The 16,466-nt window shown below is 43.5% G+C and carries 14 protein-coding genes, 2 tRNA genes and 1 other RNA gene; 5 read left to right on the forward strand and 12 right to left on the reverse strand.

The features are described 5' to 3' along the window. Positions 1–59 precede the first annotated feature (59 nt). From DXB73_RS12105 to DXB73_RS12115, 3 genes are all read right to left on the reverse strand, one after another. Positions 60–986: a YitT family protein gene (locus tag DXB73_RS12105; protein ID WP_118691313.1), complete on the reverse strand. Its 927-nt coding sequence runs from the start codon at positions 984–986 to the stop codon at positions 60–62. A gap of 80 nt (positions 987–1,066) precedes the next feature. Further along, positions 1,067–1,810: a WecB/TagA/CpsF family glycosyltransferase gene (locus DXB73_RS12110; protein ID WP_118508054.1), complete on the reverse strand. Its 744-nt coding sequence runs from the start codon at positions 1,808–1,810 to the stop codon at positions 1,067–1,069. A 21-nt stretch (positions 1,811–1,831) separates the two neighbouring features. Beyond that, a complete protein-coding gene (locus tag DXB73_RS12115; protein ID WP_022024701.1) occupies positions 1,832–3,115 on the reverse strand; it encodes a LytR C-terminal domain-containing protein in 1,284 nt (427 codons plus the stop codon). 178 nt (positions 3,116–3,293) lie between these two features. Between DXB73_RS12115 and DXB73_RS12120 the strand changes: the two genes are divergently transcribed. After that, entirely contained in the window at positions 3,294–4,028 is a 735-nt protein-coding gene (locus DXB73_RS12120; RefSeq protein WP_118691314.1) for an SDR family NAD(P)-dependent oxidoreductase, read from the forward strand. 10 nt (positions 4,029–4,038) lie between these two features. Here the strand turns inward: DXB73_RS12120 and DXB73_RS12125 are convergent, their stop codons facing one another. The 3 genes from DXB73_RS12125 to tadA form a co-directional block, all read right to left on the reverse strand. Continuing rightward, a complete protein-coding gene (locus tag DXB73_RS12125) occupies positions 4,039–6,384 on the reverse strand; it encodes a cyclic nucleotide-binding domain-containing protein (protein ID WP_118691315.1) in 2,346 nt (781 codons plus the stop codon). 88 nt (positions 6,385–6,472) lie between these two features. Then, positions 6,473–6,737: signal recognition particle sRNA large type (ffs, locus tag DXB73_RS12130), an RNA gene on the reverse strand. 99 nt (positions 6,738–6,836) lie between these two features. Beyond that, on the reverse strand, positions 6,837–7,328 hold the full coding sequence (tadA, locus tag DXB73_RS12135) for a tRNA adenosine(34) deaminase TadA (protein WP_118508057.1): 492 nt from the start codon (positions 7,326–7,328) through the stop codon (positions 6,837–6,839). Between the two features lie 270 nt (positions 7,329–7,598). On the opposite strand from tadA, the gene DXB73_RS12140 reads away from it, so the two are divergent. Next, positions 7,599–8,156: a GNAT family protein gene (locus tag DXB73_RS12140; RefSeq protein WP_182448334.1), complete on the forward strand. Its 558-nt coding sequence runs from the start codon at positions 7,599–7,601 to the stop codon at positions 8,154–8,156. Here DXB73_RS12140 and DXB73_RS12145 read toward each other — a convergent pair. Further along, complete coding sequence (locus DXB73_RS12145) at positions 8,153–9,379, reverse strand: DUF6128 domain-containing protein (protein ID WP_118691317.1); 1,227 nt, start codon at positions 9,377–9,379, stop codon at positions 8,153–8,155. The two genes, DXB73_RS12140 and DXB73_RS12145, sit on opposite strands and share 4 nt — an antisense overlap. A 400-nt stretch (positions 9,380–9,779) precedes the next feature. Between DXB73_RS12145 and DXB73_RS12150 the strand changes: the two genes are divergently transcribed. Continuing rightward, on the forward strand, positions 9,780–10,628 hold the full coding sequence (locus DXB73_RS12150; RefSeq protein ID WP_118691318.1) for an Mrp/NBP35 family ATP-binding protein: 849 nt from the start codon (positions 9,780–9,782) through the stop codon (positions 10,626–10,628). Positions 10,629–10,833: 205 nt separating this feature from the next. Here DXB73_RS12150 and DXB73_RS12155 read toward each other — a convergent pair whose 3' ends face one another. Together DXB73_RS12155 and DXB73_RS12160 are read right to left on the reverse strand one after the other, a co-directional pair. After that, a complete protein-coding gene (locus DXB73_RS12155; RefSeq protein WP_118691319.1) occupies positions 10,834–11,688 on the reverse strand; it encodes an MYG1 family protein in 855 nt (284 codons plus the stop codon). A gap of 22 nt (positions 11,689–11,710) precedes the next feature. After that, positions 11,711–12,922, reverse strand: coding sequence for an NADP-dependent isocitrate dehydrogenase (locus DXB73_RS12160; RefSeq protein WP_022026053.1), 1,212 nt, complete (start codon positions 12,920–12,922; stop codon positions 11,711–11,713). Positions 12,923–13,177: 255 nt separating this feature from the next. On the opposite strand from DXB73_RS12160, the gene DXB73_RS12165 reads away from it, so the two are divergent. Next, positions 13,178–14,200: an Ig-like domain-containing protein gene (locus DXB73_RS12165; protein ID WP_182434301.1), complete on the forward strand. Its 1,023-nt coding sequence runs from the start codon at positions 13,178–13,180 to the stop codon at positions 14,198–14,200. Positions 14,201–14,281: 81 nt separating this feature from the next. Here DXB73_RS12165 and ispF read toward each other — a convergent pair whose 3' ends face one another. The 3 genes from ispF to DXB73_RS12180 form a co-directional block, all read right to left on the reverse strand. Continuing rightward, complete coding sequence (ispF, locus tag DXB73_RS12170) at positions 14,282–14,818, reverse strand: 2-C-methyl-D-erythritol 2,4-cyclodiphosphate synthase (protein WP_118691321.1); 537 nt, start codon at positions 14,816–14,818, stop codon at positions 14,282–14,284. A gap of 118 nt (positions 14,819–14,936) precedes the next feature. Further along, positions 14,937–15,010 (reverse strand) — tRNA-Met (locus tag DXB73_RS12175). A 36-nt stretch (positions 15,011–15,046) separates the two neighbouring features. Then, positions 15,047–15,119 (reverse strand) — tRNA-Val (locus tag DXB73_RS12180). Between the two features lie 403 nt (positions 15,120–15,522). Here DXB73_RS12180 and DXB73_RS12190 point away from each other — a divergent pair. Continuing rightward, positions 15,523–16,413, forward strand: a complete 891-nt coding sequence (locus DXB73_RS12190) for a VanZ family protein (protein ID WP_182448333.1) — start codon at positions 15,523–15,525, stop codon at positions 16,411–16,413. The last annotated feature ends 53 nt before the right edge of the window (positions 16,414–16,466 follow it).

The following is a 16,466-nucleotide window of genomic DNA, read 5'->3' on the forward strand; positions in this document are numbered from 1 at the left end:
TTTCGCTTTTTGTGCAAAGTGTATAGAATGAGATTTTTTCATTGCTTTTGCCAAAAAATCTACGGCTTTTTTGTTGTTTTTCTGTGCAATTTGAACAGTTTTTTGCCATCTGCTGACATGCCGAGAGCTGTCGAATCAAATCCTTCACCCAAAACTTCTCTCGCTTCCGTGATTATGACAAATGCTGACGTGTCATGTTTTCGCACCGCCTGCAGAAGCTGTCCCGTCTGTCTTTTGCCTATGACACACAGCAACACAGGGCGCTCCTGTCCGCTATACACTCCCTTTGCTTTGATCTGTGTCACTCCGCGATTTAACGATGTCATGATCTCCTCCGCTATATCCTGCCATTTCTTTGAAATAACTAAGATCTGTTTGCTTTGCGTCATGCCGGACAGGATTGCGTCCATTACCTTCGAAGAAACAAAAACGGCTGCTGTTGCATAAATCGCCTTATCGATACCAAAATAAAATGCTCCGGCAACAATGATCACTGAATCAATGACAAACAACGCATTTGCCACAGAGATATGCGGATAATACGTGCAGATCAGGCTCCCCAGCAGATCTGTTCCACCGGTAGAATATCCTGTTGCAAATACCAGACCAATACCGGCGCCGGTCAGTACACCGCCAACAATAGCAGCCATCACAAAATCTCCCTCTGCCACCGGCTGCTCCGGTATCGCATACAACATTGCCGAAAATATGAGGTTGGCAATGAATGATTTCATGATAAATCGATGCCCTTTTTCAAAAATTCCCCATACAAAAACCGGAATATTTAACAACAGATTTATGCTCCAAACAGCCATCGGAATTCCGGCATATTCATACAGCATATGCGACAGCAGGATAGCAAGCCCTGAAAAGCCCCCCGGCACCATCCCCATTGGACTGTATACCATATTGACCGCCAATGCCATCATACCTGTTCCAATGACAAATGCCGGTAATTCCCTCCACCAAAATCGTTTTCCAAACATACTTGCGTCTCATCCCCTCGATCATCCAATCCAATTCATTCAAAAAGAGGATAACCTATCATTGGTTATCCTCTCTTACTTCAAATATCTTTTTCATCTGATTTATTATTATATTGCACAACTTTCTTTCGAAATATACGTGCTTGAACATCTTTTTTGACCGATTGCTGGCGAACCAGTTTCTCATACAGCGGTTCCAAATGAAGTTTCTTGACCCACTCCGGCGCTTCTTTTTCCTCAGCCAAGATCAAGCTCACCACACCGCCGATCGCTACGCACAGACGCGCATGCAGCAATGGCAAATGCTCCATGATCCAAATTTCCTGCGGCCCGGTCTCTAAATCTACCAACAAAATATCCGGCGTATGATTGTTGATCTCATTGATCAGCGCTGCGGCCTCCATATCCGGATCATACACAACACTTCCTGATAATCGAAGCCCCGGCTGCATACGTTTGCACCAAGTTTCCAATTGTTCTACTTCCGTGCTGCTCTTTCCTATTATATATACGCTTTGATCTTTTTTCTGAAGATTTTCTAACATAATGCCAAAGCTTTTACAGCTGACTACCATTCCACCAGCTTCCAGCACTTCAACATGATGTGCACTAAGCAGTGCCTCCTCACCAGGCAGGATCAAATCCGCCTGCTCGATCACTTCACGATACGACTCCTCCCCCATTGCCTTATCTAACAGCTCCGTCGACGCAAATAATATCACATCTAACTTATCGTCCGAAAGATATTCATTCATTTTCTGGACAAAGACATCATTTGTCATCATATCAATGTCAATATCCAGCACTTTTACTGAAGCGTGCATCGTTTCGTTATACCATCCTTGCTACTGATTTGCATCAGCGGTACCCAGAATAATCTCGATATCATATCCTTGATCCACCATACCAACGGTTACCTGTGGATTTTTGAAATATTTCTTCAAATCCTCTCCTTGACCATCTTCTTTAACAATAATCTTTGTCTGTGTCAAGGTCTCTTTAGTATAATCCCCTACTTGAGGTACAGTATACCCCTTCTTCTGTAATTTCTGCTGTGTCTTACCGGCCAGTCCGGCAATCTTACTGCCGTTGAGCAGAATTATCTTAAGTCCTTTGGAACTTACTGCTTTCTTACCGCTCTTTGGCTTTGGCGTCGTATTACTGCTTGCTGCAGGCGACGTTGTCGCTTTTTGCGTTGTCGTAAGATCCTGAGCCGCTGTATATGGCACTTCGTTATTGATCAGACCTTTGAAAAACTTCTTGGCAGCCTTTGTATCTACAACAAACACCTTACCATCGTAGCTTCCCGGACATCCCCAATAATGGAAATAGTCCACATTCATCTGCTCATAACTTTGAATATAACCAATCTTGTTCGTCACTGTCAGATTGGAAGTCACGCGATCATACTGTGATTTGATAAAATCCGCAATCTTCGATTCATCACCATTCAGATCTTTAAGCTGCTGCACATACGCATCGCTGGCACAAGAAATCTTCATCTTTGTCTTGGCTCCGGATGGCTCCGGCGATGCAGAGGCAACCGGTGATGCGGTCTGTTCTACATCCACAGTCTTTTTGTAACTAACCTTTACTTTGACTTCCTGATAATGGTTGTTATATGTTTCCTCATCCAAAACCGTATAATAGCTTAAACTTGTTCCGATCATCTTTTCCACGATCAACGAACCGTATCCATACGCTTGCTGTTCATCTGCAAAATACTGTTTCAGCTTGCTGATACGCATGATCTGCGGAATATTCTCACTTATAGTACATAGTTTGCGATACATTGTTGTCGGAATTGTATAATCGTTCTTTGTTGGTATTGTAACATAATCCAAATTATTCGTCTTAGTATTACATATTTCAACCATCATATGTGTGATCTGATCTTTTTCATTACATACATAGATTAAGTTTTTAGAAATATCCTCTGTCTTCGCCTCCTTAATGATCTCCTTAATACTATCCTTATCCGTATTCACGTTAGTCGCATTTTTCGATAGGAAGTGATAGGATATTTTGTAACTGCCAAATCCAACGGCGATCAAAATGCAAATTCCCAGGATAGACTTGCCCAAATTAATAGCAAATACTTTCCAAATATTATTCTTAGTACCCTTCATGCTTGTTTTCTCCTTTTCCCACTAATCGTCGCATATCTATGCGCTGCTATCAAACCCCCAGCTTTCATTACACAAACATTCAAACTATTATAACAAATCTTTTTACCCCTGTAAAGTATATTGCCATTATGCTATACTACTTTTATTACAGATAAATTTTACACGAAATGAGGTTAGTATGAATACAGCCAAAACAGCTATAGTAACCGGAGCATCTCATGGGATCGGTCAGATGACCGCCCTAAAACTTGCAGCGGCAGGCTACGACCTTGCCATCTGCTGTCAAAAAGACATGACAGCGCTCTCTGCTGTTGCAAAGCAGATTACCGCTAACGGCCGCAACTGTCTTGCGATGCAGTGCGATGTTGGCGACAGTGCTCAAGTAGCAGATTTTTTTTCACAAATACAGATCACATACCCACATATTGATCTGCTCATCAACAACGCAGGTATCTCCTATGTTGGTTTACTGCAGGATATGTCAGACGATGAATGGACTGCCATTGTAAATAGCAATCTGTCCTCTGTATTCTACAGTTGTCGTGCTGTCATTCCGACCATGCTCGCCCAACAATATGGCAAAATTATAAACATCACGTCTGTTTGGGGCGAAATAGGAGCCTCCACTGAAGTTGCTTACTCTGCAACGAAAGGCGGTGTCTGCGCTTTCACCAAAGCCTTGGCAAAAGAACTCGGTCCCAGTCACATTACTGTCAACGCAGTCTCCTGTGGTTTTATCGATACCCGGATGAATGGACAGCTTTCCGACGACGAGCGCAGCTCTCTGTTTGAGGAAATCCCTGTCGGCCGACCGGCTTCTGCCGAAGAAACCGCTGACTTTATTGTACAAGTCGCTCAAAGCGGAGAATACCTGACCGGCCAGGTGCTGCGTTTTGACGGCGGTTGGATATGATCCACCCCGTTTACAGATCGCGGTAAAAATCTCTTGTCTGTATGATCTCTGCCGGGACTTCTATGCCGTCTTTCTCCCATACACGGAATTTTAACGCATATTCTTTATTTTTCTTACCTGTTTCACGCATAAAACGTGCCATTGCATCTCGGAACAACGGTTGTTCTACTATTGTCTCACGAATCTTTTTAGTAAACGGGCAATACGTCGCCATAATCTCTCGAACCGTCTTATTTAACGTGATCCCGCCCTTTGCCTCATGTCGGATCCAGTTAATATAATCCGTCACAAAGACCTCTCGTGTATTGTTTCTGCATTTCTGAATCTGCATTTTTAATTTTTCTTTCTTGTCCTCTGACAAGTCCCTGTTTTTGCGGTAAAACTGGATATAATCACTATATTCACTTGTCAGCGATTTTATCTGAATATTGTTCCACGAAGTCCCCTGCATCGTGCGACACAGCTCCCAGCGAAAACGACCGCACAACTGAATCATGGCAAGCTCTAAATCCCCTTCAAAGAAATGAGGCAGCAAAAAACGACCTTTGGAATTTCTTCTGCGGCCGCTCAGTTCCTGCCACATAATCCCTTTGGTACCACAAGCAGGCAGCAAAATAACGTCCGGTGCCACCTCTTCCATCATATATTCCTTTGTGATCGGCGAATCGTCTTTATGAAACAGCATCTCACGATAAAATACCGAATAATCAATCTGTCTGAGCTTGCGCAGGCTCGCATTGATCTTATCTTTTGATAAAAAGGTACGTTGCAATGATGCTGAACTTCCTTCCGTAAACAAAAACGGTACGAATACCGATGCCTGACCACTTACCAGACGATGATTTACGCGGAACATATTGGTAATCTCGTAATCCAATTTTGCGTCGCGATCCTCGAGCTGCTCTTTCATCTGCGCTTCCGTGATCCGTCCGGTTTTTTTCTGATCTCGCAGAAAATCTTCATAATCCAGATCAAATTCACTCTTAGAAGGACTTTTACGCCCCTCGTAAACCTCGGTAAGCCATTCTTTCATATCATAAACGCGGCAGTCTCCGCGTCCGGAACGATCGTTGTCCAACGAAAGCAGCTCCTCTAACAATTCTTCCGTCAATAATGTCTCACTTAGAAATCCATAACGCAGGAAAAGGTCGATCTCGATCGGTGTCTCCTCCGTGCTGTGATACTCTTTATAATATACTGCCTTATACAGCGGATAATACTGTTTTAATATATTACGACGCAATTCTCTTGCGTTGTCATCCGTCGACATCTTGTCCGACAATGCTGCAAACGCTCGAACATCCGCTTCAAATTGCTGTGTTTGTTCTATTGGAAGCTCTGAATACCTTAAAATGTGCTCCAAGGAATGATCTAACTCTTCAACGCTGACAAAGTTTTCCTCTACTAAGGCAAACTCTTCCGTCAAAGCATCCATTGTTTCTTCTTGTGATGCCCCATCACAGATTAGGCTGTAGTATGCATTATCCATAGAATTATGGTCAATCTGCAGATTGATACTTGCCTGTTCGTATAAAACTTCTTCCAAACGGTTGATCTCATCGATCAACTTATCAAAAATCTCCATCCCGGCTTTCGTGTCCGCATCAATCCTCTTGGCAGTTGCCACCATATGCAAAACCGATAAATATAAATTTTTGTCTGTACGAAACATTGGACCAACCAAACTCTGCAGATATGCTGCATCTGCTTCACATTGATCCAGCAGATCACGAAGCAGATTGATCTGGTCCTTAATATGATAGACTGCAATCGTCTCTGATGCACCAAAATATGCCTTTTGAACATCCTGTTTCAATCCACTTAAGATATCATAATAAGTGATCTTTTCTTCATCTAATGCCGTCCAATGCATCAACGGCGACAACTCTTCAATCCCAGGCAGTTCATCCGTTGTGATTCCTAACTCCTGCCCAATCACCTGATAGGATCTATACTGTTCCTGCAAAAATTCATAATCCCTCTCTGCCTGCTCTTCCAGCGTGTGATATACACCCGCAAGAGCATGTATATATTTTCCTAATGTAGCAACCATAAGTGCTGCATAATCCTTGTTCGCCTTAAAAATCTGCTGAAGGGTCGCCTGAAGTTCGCCGGCACGAAAGATATAGATTGCGAGATCCGTTTCAGCTTGATATGTAACACGATACATCCCATCCTGTAAATCCGTCAATCCCAAGAAATGTCCGGATCCAATGACCAAATTAACACCCTCTGCCTGTATGCGTACTCGACCTTTCAATACAAGCCCAACATAAGCAGCTTCACTGCCGCGCTCAAAAATAATTTCACCCTTCATGATCTGATTGACACAATAGGTTTTTCGCTCCGTATTCATTCAATCTCCTCCTTATTGAAAACAGCGACGGGGAACTCTTGATAACGTCACACTACATAACAGCAATTTCCTATAAAATAACAAAAAACCGTGCATTCTGCGTTGAATCCATCGCTGCAAACGTTACCTTTGCAGTTAACTCAGCCCCGGCAACCTCGCGGCACACGGAAGATCTCACTTAGTGCTGCTAGGTTCCCCTCCTGACACGGTTCATGAGTTTCCATTGCGCAAGACCAAAGCGTCAACGCCACTTACAAAGGGCAGCTTTGCAAGCCATAGACCCGAAACAGAACATCACCCCTGCTATAGCGGATTGCAGGTACAGGGAACCGCTATCTCCCCGGCTAGCACGGAAATCTTATGACAAAATCAAGCGGATGCTACTCGCATCTTCGAGCGCTTCTTTTAGAGAAACGACACAAATTTTATTATATAGATTCCTGTATGCCCTGTCAAGATTGTTCTTTTTGCGTTTTTTTCTGCCGGCGCAATTCCCGAAAAAAATCCTGCATCATCTGACTGCATTGCTCTTGCAGTACTCCAATAACCTTGTCCACTTGATGATTGAAGCGTTTTTCCTGCAGCAAGTCCAAAATGCTTCCGGCGCACCCGGCTTTCGGATTCATAGCACCGATCACAACTTTGGGAATCCTAGCCTGCACGATCGCACCGGCGCACATCGGACACGGTTCTAACGTAACGTAGAGTTCGCAGTCTTCCAGACGCCAATCCTGCAATTTTTTACTCGCTTTCTTTATTGCAATGATCTCGGCATGAGCCAGAGTACTCCCCTCAATGTTCCGACGGTTGTATCCTCTCGCTAATATTGTTCCGTCTCTTACGATCACGCAGCCGATCGGCACTTCTCCAATTGCCGCCGCTTTTTTCGCCTGCTTGATCGCCTCCCTCATATATTTTTCCGTATTGTCTTTCTGCACCGCCATTTTTCCTCATTTCTAACGTAGTTATGCCATAATAACTGCACATGATTTCTGCGCATAACGGAGTCTAAAAGGGACTCCTAAGTTAAGTGTGCTGTGTTTATTATAATCTTTTTTGTATATTAGAACAACCTTTTGTCTGCCAAAATCACCTACGAAACACTTGCATTTTCCGCACCAATCCGATATGTTTTTATAAGATCACTCAGTCTTTGTATCGATATAAATATGAAGGTGTGAGTCAGATTTTAGACAGAAATGAGGATTGTTATCATGTTAACCTATTATCAATCAGAGCGACTTGAATTGCGTATATTAAAGCCGGACAGTTCGTCAGCCGTTTTGGATTTTTATGAACGAAACCGTAATACGTTAGAGCCGGTAGAGCCTCTGCGTCCACAATATTTTTACACCATTACCTATCAATCCCGCAATCTTACTTGGGAATACAATGCTTTCCTTAAGTCAAAACATATTCGTTACTGGATGTTTCGAAAAAACAGCAATATCCCGATTGGCTGTGTCTGCTTTTCTGAATTTCAGGGCGGAGCCTTTCATCGATGCATGATCGGATACAAACTGGATCAAACCGCCACTGGCAACGGCTATATGCAGGAGGCAATTGCCTTTTTGCTGCCTTTGGTTGCAAAACACTATGAAATGCATCGTTTCGAAGCGATGGTTCTCCCGGAAAATGAGTCCTCTATCCGACTGCTAGAACATCTGCACTTTGTACGGGAAGGCTATCTGCATTCATTTGCGCAAATAAACGGACAATACCGGGATCATCTCCTCTACACCTACATAGTACCGGATTCATCGGAAGATTAGTCCAGTGGCATCAGCCAATATCCAAAAGCTCCGCGACAGTTTTTCTGTCCACAGATGGCAATAAATTCACGAAATCCGGCATTCTCCGCCTTCGACTGCATCATGTTACTATAGATGCCCGGAACACCGATGACATATCCTTTCTCCCATTCCATAAAGATCAAATGGCGATATTGAAAATATCCCTGCATTAAAAACGGATTCCCGGAAAGGGACCACATTCTCATCGGCAAACATCCAATATCCTGCGGCTCTATTCGCACGCATTGTCCGGGATAACGTTCCCCAAACGGACGCATCACCGGAAAAGTAAGCAACATTTTTTTGCCATAGTCCAATTCTTTGCGCTGAAATGGACAGCTTCCGCAGATTGACTGCCCTGTCACCTCCGCCGACCGACTACAACGTTCCATTGAAGCGTTCTCGGGTTTCCGGGAAATTCCTGCCTGCGCCGAGGCAAGATGATCCGCAAATCTCTGTGCTATATTGCTGCCGCTGCCAGACGAAACAACTTCTTTTCGCGGTGTATTGATGCCTCTCTCAGATGAAGCAACTTCTTTTTGCGGTGCCTCGCTGCTACTATCCGCTGAAACATCCATGTTTTGCGGTGCCTCGTTGCTACTATCCGATGAAACAACCATGTTTTGCGATGTCTCGTTGCTACTATCCGATGAAATAACCATGTTTTGCGGTGTCCCGTTGCTACTATCTGATGAAATAACCATGTTTTGCGGTGTCTCGTTGCTACTATCCGATGAAACAACCATATCTTGTGATGTCTCGCTGCCTCCCTCAGGTAAAGCCTCTGCTTTTCCTGCATCCTCATGTTGATCCCCCTGCCACCAACGTAATTGCCGTGCATCGATCTGTTCCAAATTCCATGTTGATGCAAAATAATGTCCTTCTTCTACATAAACCAATACTCCATGTACATCGTCGAGAGACAGCCCGGTACCTGCAAGATTGTCCACATTTCCCTCATACTGCCCCTTCATACTGCCATTATTATCTCTCATGACGCCAATGGGTATAAGCAGCACGCCTGTTTTTTCCTGCTGAAACAATGCTGCCTGTGGCAGAGTGGCAAGGTCGGCTCTCCGCATTTGAATCAGCACCCGACACTGTTCACCGCGTTTTTCCAATTTGACATAGCCAACATTGGCTCCCTTGTGTCCATCTTGATATTCATACAAATAGCAAATCATTCGCTCATAACGACCCATTCTTTTCCTCATTTCTGAACCTGTTTCTATACTTCTGTACCACTATATGTATATGGAAAGCTTGTTAGAACAAAATCGTTCATTTACTTCATGATTCAGATTTGGCTTATACAAAGCTGCTGTCGCATCGCATATTACTTACGCAAAGTCCCTTTCAAAAATGAAGAACACCTTGCTTCCGGGACTTCGAGTTTCCGAAAGGCATGTAAATCAATCATCAGAGATAACAAAATCTAGAAATCACGAAAAACGTAAATGCGGCAAGGCAATTACTGTAGTTCTCTGATAGTTGATCGTTGATCGTTTGAATGATGGACTTTTTTTCTCATCACTGTTATAATCGTATATTAGGGTCAAACGGTATTATACCCAACTAATTTCACAGAAAGGTGGATATGAAATGAGTGAAAATTGTAATCATGACTGTTCGAGCTGCGGAGAGGCATGTGCATCAAGAGATCCAAAGAGCTTTTTAGAAAAGCCGCACGCAGAGAGCAGCATTCGCAAAGTGATCGGCGTTGTTAGTGGCAAAGGCGGTGTCGGCAAATCTATGGTATCATCTTTGCTGGCCGCTAACTTCCAGAAAAAAGGCTACCATACCGCTGTTATGGACGCGGACATTACCGGTCCTTCTATTCCAAAGGCATATGGCATCAACGAAAAAGCTACGGGCGACGAGCATGCAATATATCCTGTTGTTTCCAAATCCGGCATTCAGGTGATGTCTGTTAATCTGTTATTGGAAGATGCTACAGATCCGGTTATTTGGCGTGGTCCGGTCATTGCCGGCACGGTGAAACAATTTTGGCAGGATGTAGTGTGGAAAGATGTCGATTATATGTTTGTCGATATGCCTCCGGGAACCGGTGATGTTCCTTTGACTGTATTCCAAACCATCCCTGTTGACGGCATCGTCATTGTAACCTCCCCACAGGAACTTGTATCTATGATCGTAGGAAAAGCTGTCAAAATGGCACAAATGATGAATATTCCGATCATTGGCATCATCGAAAATATGAGTTACGTAGAATGTCCGGACTGTGGCAAAGCAATCGAAATCTTCGGCAAAAGCCATGTCGATGATGTTGCTACTCAGTACCATCTGCCGGTACTCGGACGCATCCCTATGACTCCTTCCATTGCGGCAGCCAGTGACGCTGGTGCTGTTGAAGATCTGGAGGGTAATTGGCTGGATGTTGCGATCAGCGCAATTGAAGCCATTCCAGAAAATCCAGATAAATCAAAATAACGTGAAATAAGAAATAAAATAAATACAAAAGTTCTTATTAAGATTACGGTATCAAAAAAGGCACCTCTTAATCATATCTGACGAACAATGCATATAAAACGCAATATTCGTAGATATGATCAAGAGGTGCCTTCATTATTGTTCTAATCTTTATTACAGATTACCGCATGCTCCAGCAGCTTTCGCAAACTTACAAATATTATATCTAGGATTCCTTACGTGCAATTGCAGTCTGTGCAGCCTGCACAGCGCCTTCCAGCGTATCTGCTGCTGCCAAGAAACCACTTGCATGACAAAAACGAAGCGAAGCGATTCCACTAATCTGCGATAATTCCGGTGCGTCTTTACCACGCCACTCTTCCGGCATTGCACATACCAGTGCTGTATCACCATGTTCTATCGGAACTCCCTGCACGCTATATCCCCCGCGATTCGACGGATACACCACCATTTGATAACTACTTCCGATCACTTCATTCTTCCACGGAACAAACTTCGGAAGGATCAATATACTGCCGTTGCTTTCTTCCATTGCCTTACGAACCAGCGATGCCGCACGTACAATACCGGCTACCGCCTCAAAATGGTTACGTAGGATTTCCTCCGCCATCTTCTCAGCGCGCCAAAAGCAATCGTCATAACTCTCTTCGGAATCCCAAGAAGGATTAAACTCATCAATAATGGACGCCAAAACATTGTGACATCCGGTATTGTCGGATTCATCTAACGGCTGCACAAAAGACTCATCAAAACGCACTGCCTCTTCCTCACCAATGCACTGTGCACCGTATTCGCGCCATAGCAGTCCGAAAGCAGCATAAGGGCATCCGTTCCCACGGTATTCCTTATCTTCCTGGTGATGATCGAAACGGCCGCGTCCTATATCATACACAATGCCGTCAAAATCTGCCGGCACCTCAAAACCGCGTGTTACCTGAATCTCCGGTTTGATCAATCGCAAAAATGCTGTCGCAAATACATCATCTGAATGAAATTTCGCACCATGCGTGAATGCCTGGTCCGGCAATGCTGTCTTGCATTGAAAAAATGGCTCTTTCATAGAAATCCTCCATTAGCTGTTATTATGCCAATTCCTGCTCTAACGATTCACGAACTGCCTTAATAAATCCTTCGCTGTTTAATACCGTCACATTTTCAAGGCTGGTGATCAGAGCAAGATCCTTCGTCATCTTACCGGACTCGATCGTACCCAGTGTCGCTTTCTCTAATTTATCTGCAAAATCCTGCAGTTCCTGAATGCCGTCCATCTCACCACGCTTACGCAGTGCTCCGGTCCAAGCGAAGATCGTTGCTACAGAGTTAGTAGAAGTCTCTTCACCCTTCAAATGTTTATAGTAATGTCTCTGTACTGTTCCATGCGCTGCCTCATATTCATATACGCCAGATGGAGATACCAATACCGAAGTCATCATAGCAAGAGAACCGCATGCAGAAGATACCATATCGCTCATAACATCTCCATCATAGTTCTTACATGCCCAGATAAATCCTCCTTTTGCCTTCATAACACGTGCTACGGCATCATCGATCAATGTATAGAAGTACTCAATCCCGGCAGCATCAAATTTCTCCTTATATTCTTTATCAAAAATATCCTGGAAAATATCTTTGAAATTATGATCGTATATCTTAGAGATCGTATCCTTCGTTGCAAACCAAAGATCCTGCTTTGTATCTAATGCATAGTTAAAGCATGCACGGGCAAAGCTCTCAATAGATTTATCTTTATTATGGATACCCTGAATGATTCCCGGACCATCAAAATCCATGATCGTCTGGCGGATCTCTTTGCCATCTTCTCCGGTAAATACTAACTCAGCCTTACCAGGACCCGGCACCTTGATCTCTGTATTTTTATAAACATCACCATATGCATGTCTTGCCAACGTGATCGGCTTCTCCCAATTCTTAACACACGGCTCAATGCCTTTTACCTGAATCGGTGCACGGAATACAGTGCCGTCTAATGCAGCACGGATCGTACCGTTTGGTGATTTCCACATTTCCTTCAAGTCATACTCTGTCATACGAGCAGCATTTGGTGTGATCGTTGCGCACTTTACTGCAACGCCATACTTCTTCGTTGCCTCTGCAGAGTCGATCGTAACCTGATCATTTGTCTGATTACGGTACTCCAAACCAAGATCGTAATATTCTGTCTTGAGATCGATAAATGGAAGCAGCAGTTCATCCTTGATCATCTGCCATAAAATACGGGTCATTTCATCTCCATCCATCTCTACCAAAGGGGTTGTCATCTTAATTTTGTCCACTGCATTATCCTCCTTTTACTGTTGTGCCTGTAATTTCACAAATTTTACTTCACAATCATAGCACAAATGAGTCTGTTTGTGAAATGTTTTTATTACCATATGTGTTGACAAATACAAATTAGCATGTTATCTTTTAACTGTCAAGAGTGTTTCCCTCACATTCTTTTGTTCCTATCGTACACAGCAACCGGCGCAGCTATCGTTCTACTCCCGATCAGATATGTTTTCATGCGCAGAAATGAGGTATTTATGGAAATGAAACAACAATTTTTCAAGCACACATCTGTCAACCGCACTTTCTTTATTATGGTATTGATCGCCGCACTGCTTACAGGGTTATTCGCCCCTGCTATGGTCCGCCACTCCGGTGCTGCATCTCCGTTTATCATTTTATCCAGTTATCGTTCTTCGTTAAAGATCGGCCAGGAAATGGTCTTGTCTGCCGTCACCTCTGACCTAAGCTACCCTTCCTTTACCAGTTCGGCCTCCTCCATCGCTTCCGTCAATGTATATGGAGTGATCACTGCCAAAAAAGCCGGCACCTGCAAGATCAAAGTCAAATCCGGTAAATCCGAAACTTATTGTCAGATTCAAGTCGTTCCAACGACAATCTCCCTCAACAAAACGGCACTTTCACTGGAAAAGCAGCAGACATTCCAATTGACAGCCAGGACATCAAATCGCAGTGTCCCAACTTACCGCAGCAATAAAAAAAGTGTCGCACTGGTCTCTTCTACCGGTCTGATCACCGCACTCAAACCCGGCAGTGCAACGATTACGATCAAAGCAGATCAGACAGAACAACACTGTCAAGTTACCGTTGTTAAACCAACTATCACTCTATCCCAAACAGCCGCATCACTGTTCCGCGGTCAGAACATATCACTGCGGGCATCCGTATCAAACAAAACCGTTCCGACCTGGTCTTCCAGCGCTAGGAGTATCGCTGTTGTCTCGGATTCCGGAGTAGTGACTGCCAAAAAACATGGCACGGCAACCATTGCCGTCAAGGCAGATGGCGTTACACGAACTTGCAAAATAACCGTAAAATCTCCCACGATCAAATTAAGTGCTTCTAAATTAACAATTAAAAAAGGAAAGCGAAAAACACTGACTGCCAAAGTTTCTTCCGGCAATGCACCCACCTATTCCAGTAGCAACTCTTCTGTGGCATCTGTCACCAAAAAAGGTGTGATCTCCGCACGCAAAAAAGGTACCGCCACGATCAAAGTGAAAGAGGACGGTACCACCGTTAGTTGTAAGATCACCGTAAAATAGTATGATGCAGAGAATATGCCATGGCATCCGTCAGGGGCTACATACCCTTTGACGGCAACATCATAATCTGTTATTGTCCGATCAGTTTCTTGCACAGCCGCCACAGGAAGCACATCCTGCCGGGGCATTGTTTACCATGTGCTCATAATAAGAAGAAATACTGCAGATCGCCTGCGAAGAGATTCCCTCTCCACTTCCGGTAAATCCAAGTCCTTCTTCTGTTGTTGCCTTAATATTAACCTGGTCAAGCTCAATCCCCAGCGTATCAGCAACATTTTTTCGCATCGTATCAATGTAATCTCTCATTTTAGGTTTCTGTGCAATGATCGTTGCATCGATATTGTCAATCATATAGCACTTTTCTTCCAGCAGCTTGCCAACATGCTCTAACAGCTTTATGCTGGATGCTCCTTTGTAGGCAGCATCTGTATCCGGAAAATGTTTTCCAATATCTCCCAGTGCTGCCGCACCGAGTAAAGCATCCATGACCGCATGCAAAAGTACATCAGCATCTGAATGTCCTAACAATCCCTTTTCATATGGGATCTCTACCCCGCCCAAGATGAGCGGTCTATCCTCTACCAAACGGTGTACATCATATCCCATTCCAACGCGCATAGTAATCCTCCTACTAATGCTTCAAAAGCATCTATCTTGCTTTATCGCACTCCTTCTCTGCTATTTCCTGAAGCAACAAAAAGAGCAGGTATATCAATTATACCTGCTCTTCATTTAGTAGCGGAAAAGGGATTTGAACCCCTGACACCATGGGTATGAACCATGTGCTCTCGCCAACTGAGCTATTCCGCCATATTAAAATAAATGACTGTGCTTGATACAGTCTAATGGGACCTACAGGGCTCGAACCTGTGACCCTCTGCTTGTAAGGCAGATGCTCTCCCAGCTGAGCTAAGATCCCGTACAATTTCAAGCGACTTGTATAATATATCAAACCTTTTCTGTATTGTCAAGCTTTTTTTTAATTTTTTCTAAGTTTGTCCATCCATCCCTTTGCCGTGTTTCATTATACTTGGAAAATACATGTTTTGCAAGGTCAATTGGAGTTATTCCATGGGAGAAATTGAATTTTTTCATCATTTCTCGTATAATAAAAAAGTGTGGCTTACTAAAACATCCCATACCGGAAGTTGCTGTAAGAATCACATATTGCTTATTATGTGATGGCCTAATTATATTTTGCAGCCGCTATATAGTGAGTCCTGCCATCAAGAAACTATAGCAATTACTTAGCCACAATTAGTTTTCACAGAACAAAGATTAAAACACATTGCCGTCAACAGATGACAGAATGGAGGAACTTTATGAATGCACGTACTGTAAACATCAGCAGTCTCGTTATTTTACTGGCACTGCTCTCGCTGATCTGTGAGGGATTTTTATATTATTTTTTGCCATCACCAATATGGTCGATCGTATTTGCAGTATTAGTATCTCTCGCATTATCACACTTTTTTTTGGAATCATCCTTTAGCTATTCCTATAATGTGCTCCACGCTGCATTTATGACGATCGGAGCGTTCATTTATGCGGTAATCGTATACTGTATCCAGCCGAATCCGTGGCTGCACTACAGCTTTTATCTGGTACTGCTCGTCTTAGTAAACTGGTTGACACCATTTCTATACTGTTCCATCCGCGATCTGTATGATACAACGCCGCACTTCGAGGGGTACCGACGTTTCTTTATCCAAATGAGTATAGTGCTGCTCGTATGCTATATATTGGCACTGATCAAGCAATACTACATTACACCGATCGTTCCTCCTTACAAAGAGCCTGCCTTTGGCGCACAGAACTTTGTACCGTTTATGGCAACCGGTAATTATCTGGAATCCGCACTGCGAAATGGTTCTGATCTGTTTCCGCTTATTTGTTATTTAGCAGAGGCAGTGTGTCTCTATATTCCATTCGGCTATTATATCTGTGCTTACTTCTTGAAATGGAATTATATATTCCGCCTGTTTTTATATCTTGCATTTCCTGCTGCTATGGAAATTTCTCAGGCAGTCAGTGGACTGGGACGCGGACAGATTGACGATTACACTTTGGCATTGTTAGGAATCCTGATCGGAACACTGTTGTTCCATGCAATGAATAGCATTTTCCGTTCGTTTGCAGGACGCAGCATTCTATCCCCAAGAAATCAGATTAACTTAAACCACTTTATTGACTCCAATTTTCCACAGCAATAATAACATTATTCAAACTTCCCATACCGGAAGTTATTGCAAAACCACATATTGCT

The organism is Clostridium sp. OM05-6BH, from assembly GCF_003481635.1.
GTDB lineage: Bacteria > Bacillota > Clostridia > Lachnospirales > Lachnospiraceae > Butyribacter.